An 11,640-nucleotide genomic window follows, 5' to 3' on the forward strand; every position below is an offset into this window, starting at 1 on the left:
ATGATAGAATGCGTTCTTTTTGATCTGGATGGAACGATTGTCGATACGAATGAACTAATTATTAGTTCGTTTATGTACGCGCTGAAGGACAATGGTCTGGCTCCACTCACCAGGGAAGAGATTATTCCGCATATGGGCACGACCCTTCAGCAACAGATGAGAGTCTTCTCTGGACTTGAGGATGTAAGTGGTGCGCTAGAAAGATCCTACCGTTCTTATAATTATGAACATCACGATGAGTTAGTGCGTCCCTTTCCTCAGGTGAATGAGACGATGGAGGAGCTCAAACGTCGTGGGATTAAAATGGGGATTGTAACCACAAAAATTCGTCCAACAACGATTAAATCACTTGAGATGTTTGATTTGCTAAAGTACATGGATACGATTGTGACGGTGAACGATGTTACTGAACCCAAGCCACATCCAGAGCCTGTTCTGACGGCAGTCAATAACCTTGGCGTTGATCCTCGTAAAACGCTTATGGTGGGTGACAGTACGGTTGATATTCAGTCAGCAAAAGCTGCTGGTGTATATGCGGCTGGCGTATCGTGGTCATTAAAAGGCGAAGAGACTCTCCGCAAGTATGATCCCGACTATATCATCCATAACATGAAGGATATTATAGAAATTGTGGAACGAGGAACGAGTGAATCGTGAGAAACGTAACCCGATATCCTGTAGAAGGTCATAACTCACTTTGGTACATTTACCGTACGGTCAGCCCATGGAAGGGTGTCCGCAACTTTATTTTTATTCAAATCGCACGTTATTGCCCGATTCTACCGTTAAAGAATTGGATCTATCGTCGGATTCTCGGTATGAAGGTTGGGAAGCATACCTCCTTCGGTCTGATGGCGATGGTGGATGTGTTTTTTCCGGAAAAAATCACGGTGGGTGAGAACTCTATTATCGGTTATAACACGACGATTCTGGCGCATGAGTATCTAATCAAGGAATATCGGCTAGGCGAAGTAGTGATTGGTGAAAATGTATTGATCGGCGCGAATACAACGATTCTTCCCGGTGTGACCATCGGTGATTGGGCAGTTATTGCCGCAGGATCAGTGGTACACAAGGATGTGGCAGCCGGCTCTTTTGTCGGAGGCAATCCGCTGCGAGAGCTGCGCCCGTCTTCATCGGAAGATTCCTTGGAACAAGTGTAAAAGATGCTTCGTAAACCCTGCAGTTTCATATTGCGTTTTTTTAGCGCAGGATCTGCAGGGTTTCTTGCGTCTTGGAGAAGCTTATTAAGGATACTTTAAGATCTTCTTAAGTTTTTCAAACAGATGCATTCGATATAATAATCGTTAGTGATAAGGCGAATCCCACGCTAGGCATTCAGCTTCTAATATCAGAATGTAAAATCAGCAGGTGCAGGCTTCCTGATATTTCAGTTTCAACATTCCGCTTAGCGTCTCTATGAACAACCATCATAGTAGAGAAGAGGAATAGAACATGAACACTGCGAGACAGGAAAGACTGCCCCAACTGGATATTTTCAGAGCATTAGCTATATTAGGTGTATTGCATGTGCATTCCTCATCTTTTGCTGCTGGAGAGCAGGCACTGCATTCTCCTTATTATTACTGGCTGAACTGGATGAACATTTTCTTTAAATTCGGCACGCCTTCATTTATTTTCCTTAGCAGCTTCGTATTGTTTTATAATTATTATGGTCGTCCTGTGACACGCAGCTTGATCATTAATTTCTATCGTCGTCGATTAAAGTATATTTTACTGCCCTATTTTCTAGCTTCTGTAGGGTACTATGCACTAACTTTATATGTGAACGGACGATTGACGCAGAACCTCGGAGACAACTTGTTAAGCTTTTCTAGAGCGTTATTCTCGGGTTCAGCCTATGCTCATCTGTATTTTGTGTTTATTAGTATTCAGTTTTATGTGCTTTTTCCAGTGCTGCTTAAGCTGTTGCAGAGCTCCCGATTCTTAGTGCGATGGGCGGTTCCGCTCGGGTTTGCTCTTCAGTGGGGGTTTATTTTCTGGAATAAGTACGAACTGCACATTGTTGAAAAAGGGAGCTTGGCGATCTCCTATTTAGCTTATTATATGATGGGTGCTTATATTGCCATTCACTTTGAGAAAGTGAAGCAATGGCTGATAAAGCCATGGACAGAGCTGCCTGCCAAGCAAAAGGGATGGACTGCCCTATTAGTGAGCTTGTGGTTAATTGCAGCCTTTATCCATGTGCAGCTATGGTATGTGGCCCGCCATTTTGGGGTGTGGACGGATTCGCTGTGGTACGAGCTGTTATGGAATGTCCATACGATATTGTCAGCGTTGGTGCTGCTGTATGCTGCATTTTTGATCCACCGTAGGGCTCCACGCAGGATGGTCGCTTTTTTGAATCGTCTGGGTGAGCTGTCATTTGCGATTTATTTGATTCATCCGCTATTGCTGGCGATATATCGCAGGTTCCGATATCATATTCCCCTAGAGTCGCTAACTTATGTTTTCTTTATCTATGGAGGACTTGCGTTTGCGCTGGGAGGAAGCTGGTTCATGGTGCAGTTTGCTTTTCGCCGAATTCCTAAGTCATGGATCTTCTTAGGGAGTATTCCTCGGTCTTTAGAGTCTAGTTCCAAGGTAAAGTCAGGACATGCCTCTGATGAGATGAGGAAGGTTAATACTTGATTAAGGCATCAATTGGATGCGGAGCTTAACAGGAGGAAAGATCATGAAACAAAAAGAAAGAATTCCGCAGCTGGATATTTTCCGCGCGATTGCTATTTTTGCAGTGCTAGCTATTCATGCGACTTCGCGAACGTTGGCGGAGACATTAGGAACAAACATGTTTCATCCGTTCTTATTTATTAATAAATTCAGCCAGTTCGCCGTACCTTCATTCATATTTTTAAGTGGGTTCGTGCTGTTCTATAACTATATTGATCGTCCACTGGGCGGAAAGACGCTGGGGAAGTTCTACAGTAGAAGGCTGCTTTATATTATTGTGCCCTATGTGCTATTCTCGCTGCTATATTTCGCTTTAAAAATGACGGCCGGTCATACATGGAGCTTACCTCCAGGGGAGATGGCTTCTAAGCTTTGGAAGTATTTATGGACAGGAACGGCATATACGCATTTGTATTACATTATTATCATTATTCAGTTCTACGTATTATTTCCGCTTATTCTGTGGTGTCTGCAAAGGGTTCGCCGTCTGGCGGCTTGGGCGCCGCTAATCGGATTAATTCTACAATGGGGTTTCGTACTACTGAATAAATACATGACTAATAACGGGTATTGGCAGTTGTCAAAAGGCAGTCTGGCAATCACTTATTTCTCGTATTTCTTGCTGGGTGCTGGGATTGCAGTATATTATTTTTCTTTGAAAAAATGGCTGGTGCCCTCACGTGAAGGCTGGCGCACTGGTAAAGGTCCGGTATGGATTACATTGTGGTTGTTATGGATCGTAGCAGGGATTGTTCATGTTGAGCTATGGTTTAACAACTATACGAAGAAAACAGTCATTAATAGTTTATGGTATGAGGGATTCTCTAACCTGCATGCGCTGCTCTCTTGCTTGGTGCTGCTGCAATTATCCTTCTTACTGTACGGAGCGGGCCGAAGCTTGCTTACAAGATTGTTGTTATCTGCCGGAGCCTGCTCTTTCGGAATTTATCTGCTTCACCCTTTACTGCTATTTTTCTATAGAAAAATACCGTTTCACGGGGGTTCTCTTGCCTATACCGCAGCAATTGCTGGGGGTTGGCTCTTTGCATTGTTAGGTTCATGGCTGGTAGTGGCTGTAGCCTTCCGATATCTTAAATCAGCTTGGATCATTTTCGGATCGGGTCCACAAAAAGCAAAAACGAATTCCAAAGGTGCGTAACTAAGTTATGCATTAATGGTAATAAAGAAAGCGTCGGTATTCCACCATTGGGTGGATTGACCGGCGCTTTTTAATTTATTATATTTGCCGCTGAAATTCTGCAATGGCTTGATACTGGCTTTCAAGGCTACGGTAAACAGAAATATAAATCGGTAGCAGCTGTTTGTATATTTTGGTATGTTCATCTATTGGATCATGCTTATAGGTTGAACCGATCATGTCAAACACCACATCAAAAGAATTGACTCGACCTGTTGCATAAAGGCCAAGTACAACCGCCCCGAGGCAGGAGCTCTCGATACTCTCCGGAATGACAACCTCCTGATCAAAGATATCAGCCATCATCTGCCGCCACACCGAGGAGCGGGCGAAGCCGCCTGTGGCTAGGATTCTGCTTGGGCGTCCGATTTGCTCTTCCATAGCAAGAAGTACCATATACATATTGAAGATTACGCCCTCAAGTACTGACCGAATCATATGTTCTTTATGGTGATTCATAGATAGGCCAAAGAAGGAGCCGCGGGCATCCGGATTCCACAGTGGTGCCCGTTCACCAGTTAAGTAGGGATGGAACAGAAGCCCACCGCTGCCTGGTGGAACCTGCTCCGCGATGCGGGTCAGCACCTCATAAGGGTCAATGCCAAGACGTTTGGCGGTTTCGACTTCGGAGGCGGCGAACTCATCCCGTACCCAGCGGAACAGCATACCGCCATTATTAACCGGTCCTCCGACCACCCAATGATTTGGAGTAAGGTTATAACAGAAGGTCCGTCCTTTGGGATCGGTGAGCGGGTGATCCACTACGGTACGAATTGCTCCGCTGGTTCCAATCGTAGCGGCCACTACACCGGGTTCAATGGCACCTACGCCGAGGTTGGATAAGACGCCGTCACTGGCTCCAACAACAAATGGGGTTGTAGGGAGCAGTAAAAGCTGCTCTGCCAGACCGGGAAGCAGTCCATGCATAATCTGCGTGGTGGGAACAAGCCGCGAGAGCTGATCCGCTGTGATATGGGCAATCTCTAAAGCTTCTTTATCCCATTCTAGATTCTTCAGATTGAGCATACCTGTGCAAGAGGCAATGGAATGATCAATGATGTATTCGCCAAACAGTCTTGCGAATATGTATTCTTTTATGGAAATAAATTTATAGGTTTGGTGGAATACATCAGGCTGCTCTTCGCGAAGCCACATTAGCTTGGTGATCGGAGACATGGGGTGTATAGGTGTTCCTGTACGTAGATATAATTCATGGCCGTTTAGCTCCTCCTTTAAACGAAGTGCGCATCCGGCGCTGCGATTATCAGCCCATGTGATGCAGGCAGTTAGGGCTTTACCCAGTTTATCAACTGCAATGACACTGTGCATGGCTGAGCTGAAGGAGACGAATAGGATTGCATCCGCAGAGACACCGCTTTGCCGCATGACAGCAGAGATAGTATGGAAGACTGCATTCAGGATTTGCTCTGGGTCTTGCTCCGCTATTGAGGGTAAGGGCTGATGTAAAGGATATCCTACATTAGCTTGTGCAACTATGGCTCCTTTTTCCTCGAAGAGAACTGCCTTGGTACTCGTAGTTCCGATATCAACGCCAATCATATAGGATTTAGTCACGCATTAGCCCTTCTTTCTAGTTGTGGGTAGATTTTTAGAACACAAATTACAGAATTATGAAGTACAATCATATTAGCTCATTATAGTATTGGATAAACGTGGAGGCAAAATAAAGGGATTCCCAAGTTTTGGTTCGAAGTACATAAGTGTTTAATTCAGACAAGCTTAAGCATACAAGCATTTGAAATGAAGTTATAGGCTTTACCCCGTTTGATTGACGAAAAAGCAGTGAACATGATACGATATTGAAAATACTTTAATTTGCTACCACTTTACCATAGTAAAGTAAACATAAACAGTATCTAATGATAACTGACGAGGTGAACAATGAAGATGTCCAAACCAAAGGGATTTGAGAAGCCGTCTGGCGTTCGGGACTATCTGCCCCGGGCCGTAACAAAATTACGCAAAATTGAGAATGATGTCCTGCATTGTATGAGTCGCTGGGGTTATCAGCAAATGATGACTCCGACGCTAGAATATTACGATACGGTTGGCGTGGCTAGCTCAACGTCCGACCAAAAGCTTTATAAATTGCTCAACAATCGTGGTCAGGCGCTAGTGCTTCGTTCTGAAATGACTGCTCCAGTTGCCCGAGTTGTCGCATCTTTATTGAAGGATGAGCCATTACCATTGCGGTTATCCTATCACGCTAATGTCTTCCGTGCCATAGAGGAAGAAGCAGGGCGGGAAGCGGAGTTCTTCCAGACAGGGGTCGAGCTGGTAGGTGATGACTCACCTGAGGCTGATGCTGAAGTAGTAGCGCTCGCGATTTCATCGTTGCAGGCTGCGGGTGTGAAGTCTTTTAAAATCGCTATGGGGCATGTCGGTTTTCTGAATGGTTTATTTCAAGAGGCACTTCCAGAATTACCGGAGGTTCAAGAGGAGCTGAAGAGTCATTTGCTGGGCCGTGACTATGTCTCTTTCCGTGAGACCTTGCGGAGACTGGATCTGACGGAAGCTCAGAAGAATGAACTGGATGGATTGCTGCGTTTACGTGGGGGTAAGGAGATTTGTGGACAGGCACTAGAGCTTAGCAGTCATCCGCTTGCCCGTCATTCGATAGACCATTTGTGTAAGGTATGGGAGGTACTAGTCTCTTACGGGGTATCACAGCATGTACTGATTGATCTGACGATGATCGGGGACTTTTCCTATTATACAGGTATGACATTTGAAGGGTATGCAGCAGAATTAGGATTTCCGGTATGCAGTGGAGGTAGATATGACAATCTGCTGCAGCAGTTTGGCCGTCCGATCCCATCCACAGGGTTTTCTTTAAAAACAAATCGCATTCTCGATGGTGTGACCGGCTCAAACGAAGAGGAAGAGTTGCCCATCTTAATCCAATACGATGCTACTCGCAGAAAAGAAGGTCTGGAAGAGGCAACACGCTTGCGGTCGGAAGGTCACGCAGTAGTGACTAGATTGGCAGCAGGACCAGAAGAGCTTGAAACGGTGAAGCGTCTGGATACGGACACAGTCGAAGCAGAGGGTGTGCGGTACGGAGAAATTTATACCTTTGTGTCTTTTATAAGTGAGCATGGCTGAGGATATCGCTAGTAAGAATGAGCGGTTAAGATAAATTTTGCATGGAGATGGAAAAGGAGGCAACTTAACGATGGCACAGATTTTGAAGGTCGCTATGCCTAAAGGTCGGATTTATGAAAAGGCTGCTGAGCTGTTCCGCCAGGCAGGTCTCCCGATTCCACCAGATGGTGAGGCATCCCGCAAGCTTGTTATTCCACTGCCTGAGGCAGGGATGGAGTTTATATTAGCGAAACCAGTAGATGTACCTACATATGTAGAATATGGTGTGGCGGATATTGGAATCGTGGGCAAGGACGTATTGCTGGAGGAAGATCGTGATGTATATGAGCTGCTTGATCTTGGCATTGCTCGATGCCGGATGTCGATCATTGGATTGCCGAACTGGCAGCCGGGAATTCAGCAGCGTGTGGCGACGAAATATCCGAATGTAGCATCAAAGTATTTCCGGGAACAGGGACAACAGGTCGAGGTTGTGAAACTAAATGGTTCAATTGAGCTTGCGCCGCTGATTGGTCTCGCTGATCGTATCGTGGATATGGTAGAAACCGGGCAAACGCTGCGGGATAATGGGTTAATTGAAATGAAGAGCATATTCGAAATTACGAGCCGCCTTGTGGCCAATCGTGTGAGCTATCGGATGAAAAATGAAGAGATACAGCGGCTGTGTGACCGATTACAGGCGGTTATAGGGGAACCAAATTTACGGTAGGTGACAGATGTTAAGGGGTAAAGGGAGGAACCGGCGATGAAGGTTGTATCGAGCAAGGATTTTAAGCTAGAGCGAGAAGTCGAGTATGGAACGCCAGAGCAAAATCAGGCGGTAAAGGAAATTGTATTCGCGATTAAAAAAGAAGGAGACACGGCGCTTCTTCGCTACACGGAGCAATTTGACGGTGTTGCGCTTACGCCTAATCAGCTACGGGTAACCCCGGAAGAGCTTCAGGCGGCATATGGTCGAGTAGAAGAATCTTTCGTATTCGCTATTCAAGCGGCCGCAGCAAATATCCGGGCTTTTCATGCTAGACAGAAACGGAATTCGTGGATGGACTTGCAGCCTGATGGTACGATTCTGGGGCAGATTATTCGTCCGCTGAAGCGGGTAGGGGTATATGTTCCTGGCGGCAAGGCAGCTTATCCTTCCTCGGTGCTGATGAACGTGATCCCTGCGCAGATCGCGGGCGTGCCGGAGATCGTTATGGTAACCCCGCCATCCACCGGCGGCAAAGAAGGAATTGATCCTTACATCCTGGTCGCTGCCGCAGAAGCAGGTGTGAATGAAATCTACCGTGTGGGCGGAGCGCAGGCGGTAGCTGCTTTGGCTTTTGGGACGGAGAGCATAGCACCGGTAGATAAGATATGTGGACCCGGCAATATATACGTTGCGCTGGCGAAACGCGAGGTATATGGCGCCGTGGACATCGACAGTATCGCGGGACCAAGCGAGATTGTCGTGCTCGCAGATGAGACCGCTGAGCCGGCCTATGTCGCAGCGGATCTGCTCTCGCAGGCCGAGCATGACGAGATGGCCTCAGCGATTCTGGTTACGCCATCGCAGAGCTTGGCGGATAGTGTGGCAGCCGAAGTGGAGCGTCAGCTACAGGAGCTGCCCCGTCAGGCGATCGCCCGTTCATCCGTAGAGAATTACGGCGCGATCATTGTTGTGGAGTCTATGGAGGAGGGAATCTCCGTAGTGAATCGTTTGGCACCAGAGCATCTAGAGATTGTTGTCGAGGATCCGATGGGTCTTGTGGGCAGCATCGAGAATGCTGGAGCGATCTTCCTGGGAGCATATAGTTCCGAGCCCGTGGGCGATTATTTTGCCGGACCAAATCATATAATCCCGACCAATGGTACAGCACGGTTCTCGTCACCAGTGGACGTGGATGATTTTATAAAGAAATCAAGTCTGATCTATTACAGTAAGGAAGCCCTCCTGCGGGATGGGAAGACCATTATAGAGCTCGCACGCCGCGAGGGGTTAGAGGGCCACGCACGAGCCATTGAGATTCGACTCAAGAACGAAGGAAAAGGTGGAGACGGATATGGAGAACAATAATGAACAGGCCTTGCGCCAAGCAGGACTAAGCCGTAAAACAAACGAGACGGATATTAAGCTGTCTCTTAACGTAGATGGAAGTGGAGTTTCCGAGCTGGAGACGGATGTTCCTTTTTTGAATCATATGCTGGATTTGTTTACGAAGCACGGTCAGTTTGACCTATCTGTACAGGCCCGTGGAGATATCGAAATTGATGATCACCACACGGTTGAAGACATTGGAATCTGCCTAGGTCAAGCATTGTACGATGCACTAGGTGATAAAAAAGGAATCAAACGTTATGCGAGTGTTTTTGTACCGATGGATGAGGCGTTGGCACAGGTTGTAATCGATATTAGCAATCGGCCGCACTTTGAATATCGCGCAACGTATCCTTCACAGCAGGTGGGCAGCTTTTCGACGGAGCTTGTTCAGGAGTTCTTATGGAAGTTCGCACTGGAAGCTCGGATTACGCTGCATGTGATCGTACACTACGGTTCTAACACACATCACATGATTGAGGCTGTTTTCAAGGCTCTCGGACGTGCGCTCGATGAAGCGACACTGATTGACCCGCGTGTGAAGGGTGTACCTTCTACGAAGGGAGTGCTGTAGCATGACTGTTGCAATCGTCGATTATGGCATGGGCAACCTGCACAGTGTGAACAAGGCGGTAGAACGTCTCGGTTATGAGTGTGTTGTGACAGGGGATGCCGAGCAAATTCTTGCTGCTGATAGTGTCATTCTGCCAGGTGTCGGTGCATTTGGCGATGCGATGGAGCAGCTGCGGGAAAGCGGTTTGGATCTAGTGGTCAAACAGGTAGCAGCCGGAACCCAGCCGCTGCTTGGCATTTGTCTTGGCATGCAGCTGCTATTTAGCAGCGGTGAAGAGCATGGCAGCCATGAGGGACTTGATATTCTCTCAGGTTCGGTGGTGCGGTTCGCTCCTAGAGATGGTTATAAAGTACCGCATATGGGGTGGAACAAGCTGAGCTTTAGGCAGCCGCAAAGTCCGCTTTTTGCAGATCTTGATGAGGGTCATGTGTACTTTGTACACTCTTATCATGCGCTAGTAGCGAATGAGAGTGATCTGCTGGCTGTCACCGATTATGGTTACCCAGTCACAGCTATAGTGGGGCAAGATAATGTGTTCGGCATGCAGTTTCATCCGGAGAAAAGCGGGGAGCTGGGCATCAAGCTGCTGGGTAATTTTTTGGAATTAAAGGGACAGCGGGCGTAAGCCGCGCTATAAATATAATGTAACGAAAGTGGGGAGCGCCAAATGTCTTCTTTTATTGTATATCCGGCGATTGATATCCGGGATGGAAAATGTGTCAGGCTGCAACAAGGGGATTACAGTCAGGAAACGATATACAATGATAGTCCACTGGAAGTGGCGAAATCATGGGAAGAGCAAGGCGGAAAGTTCATTCATTTGGTGGACTTGGACGGTGCGAAAGCAGGTCATCCTGTGAATGATGCGATTATCGGCGCTATTGCTGCTAATGCTAATGTGCCTGTTCAAGTAGGCGGTGGCCTTCGTAATCTTGCGGATGTGGAAAAATTGCTCGGACTTGGCGTTAGCCGCGTTATTATCGGCACTGCTGCAATTAATGACCATGCTTTTACCGAAGCGGTATTGGCTAAATACGGTGATAAAGTAGCTATCGGCATTGATGCGCGCAACGGGTTTGTTGCGACACACGGCTGGTTGAACACCTCTGAAGTACGGGCCGAGGATCTTGCTAAGGAACTGGCTGCAAAAGGAGCGGAAACGTTCATTTACACCGATATCTCCCGCGATGGGATGATGCAGGGTCCAAACGTGGAGGGCATTGTGTCCATGGCGAAGGTCAGCGGCAAAACGGTGATCGCTTCCGGCGGAGTCACCAGTCTTGATGATCTGTTACGTCTAAACGTGCATAGCGGTAGCGGTGTGGGTGGAGCTATTGTTGGCAAGGCGTTGTACACGGGCAATATCGATCTTTCCAAAGCTTTGCAGGCACTCGGGCAGAAGTAGTGCTGATTATGTGCGTTAGTTGACCAACCTGACTAATTAACTCGTTCTTACTCTGTGAAAAATTGCATTTATAGGGGTTTTGGTTGTATTTAGTGCAATAGAACGTTGAACTAGGCTTATAGTCACCAGCTACCGAGTGACTAAGTTGGTAGAACGGGACAGTACTCCTCAGATGGATGATATAAGTGTACTTCATACAACTATTATTCCAGTTAAGAGCGTGTTTGCTAATTTAATTGTATTTCGTGCAGCTATAAATGAGAGTTGAGCTTATATCTAAGCTCATTCCCAGATTTAATTGTACGAAATGCAGTTAAACGCCTGGTTTGCTTTACCGACGATGAAATAACTGCACGTTGTGCAACTAAATGAGTCGATTATTTCATGAGCGCGAGCCCACAGGCCGCCTATATGAATGTGGTCTTGCAGGTGTCGCGAGTCCGTCGTCCTGCTAGGAGCAAGAGTCGTGGAAACATAGTGATTATAGAGTGAGTATTGAAGTTGGTCTCGCTTATGCCAACAATCCGGATGTCCAGAGGGCCGTAGCCCTTGGTGCCCCCCTTGGCTAA

General features: G+C 47.0%; 11 protein-coding genes. 10 read left to right on the top strand and 1 reads right to left on the bottom strand.

Annotated features, from left to right (window positions below; all coding sequences use genetic code 11):
- The 4 genes from ppaX (at window position 1) to NSU15_RS00765 (ending at window position 3,850) form a co-directional block, all read left to right on the top strand.
- Entirely contained in the window at window positions 1-657 is a 657-nt protein-coding gene (ppaX, locus tag NSU15_RS00750; RefSeq protein ID WP_042123262.1) for a pyrophosphatase PpaX, read from the top strand.
- Window positions 654-1,163 (top strand): acyltransferase, encoded by a 510-nt coding sequence (locus NSU15_RS00755; protein WP_197069730.1) that lies wholly within the window; start codon window positions 654-656, stop codon window positions 1,161-1,163. The genes ppaX and NSU15_RS00755 overlap by 4 nt, the downstream gene beginning before the upstream one ends.
- Before the next feature lie 292 nt (window positions 1,164-1,455).
- Window positions 1,456-2,652 (top strand): acyltransferase, encoded by a 1,197-nt coding sequence (locus NSU15_RS00760; protein ID WP_339288754.1) that lies wholly within the window; start codon window positions 1,456-1,458, stop codon window positions 2,650-2,652.
- Window positions 2,653-2,695: 43 nt separating this feature from the next.
- Entirely contained in the window at window positions 2,696-3,850 is a 1,155-nt protein-coding gene (locus tag NSU15_RS00765) for an acyltransferase (RefSeq protein ID WP_339288755.1), read from the top strand.
- 78 nt (window positions 3,851-3,928) lie between these two features.
- On the opposite strand, the gene gntK is transcribed toward NSU15_RS00765, so the two are convergent.
- The gene (gene gntK, locus NSU15_RS00770; RefSeq protein ID WP_339291195.1) at window positions 3,929-5,449 is read right to left on the bottom strand and encodes a gluconokinase; all 1,521 of its coding nucleotides are present in this window, start codon (window positions 5,447-5,449) and stop codon (window positions 3,929-3,931) included.
- Window positions 5,450-5,797: 348 nt separating this feature from the next.
- Between gntK and NSU15_RS00775 the strand changes: the two genes are divergently transcribed.
- From NSU15_RS00775 to hisA, 6 genes are all read left to right on the top strand, one after another.
- Window positions 5,798-7,015, top strand: coding sequence for an ATP phosphoribosyltransferase regulatory subunit (locus NSU15_RS00775; RefSeq protein ID WP_042131750.1), 1,218 nt, complete (start codon window positions 5,798-5,800; stop codon window positions 7,013-7,015).
- A gap of 70 nt (window positions 7,016-7,085) precedes the next feature.
- Entirely contained in the window at window positions 7,086-7,724 is a 639-nt protein-coding gene (hisG, locus tag NSU15_RS00780) for an ATP phosphoribosyltransferase (RefSeq protein ID WP_339288757.1), read from the top strand.
- A gap of 36 nt (window positions 7,725-7,760) precedes the next feature.
- A complete protein-coding gene (gene hisD / locus NSU15_RS00785) occupies window positions 7,761-9,071 on the top strand; it encodes a histidinol dehydrogenase (protein WP_339288759.1) in 1,311 nt (436 codons plus the stop codon).
- Entirely contained in the window at window positions 9,058-9,666 is a 609-nt protein-coding gene (hisB, locus tag NSU15_RS00790; RefSeq protein WP_339288761.1) for an imidazoleglycerol-phosphate dehydratase HisB, read from the top strand. Before hisD ends, hisB begins: the two co-directional genes overlap by 14 nt.
- A 1-nt stretch (window position 9,667) precedes the next feature.
- Entirely contained in the window at window positions 9,668-10,291 is a 624-nt protein-coding gene (gene hisH, locus NSU15_RS00795; RefSeq protein WP_339288763.1) for an imidazole glycerol phosphate synthase subunit HisH, read from the top strand.
- Window positions 10,292-10,333: 42 nt separating this feature from the next.
- On the top strand, window positions 10,334-11,071 hold the full coding sequence (hisA, locus tag NSU15_RS00800; RefSeq protein WP_339288765.1) for a 1-(5-phosphoribosyl)-5-[(5-phosphoribosylamino)methylideneamino]imidazole-4-carboxamide isomerase: 738 nt from the start codon (window positions 10,334-10,336) through the stop codon (window positions 11,069-11,071).
- Window positions 11,072-11,640: the final 569 nt, after the last annotated feature.

It is taken from the genome of Paenibacillus sp. FSL E2-0201 (assembly GCF_037963325.1).
Lineage (GTDB): Bacteria > Bacillota > Bacilli > Paenibacillales > Paenibacillaceae > Paenibacillus_AQ.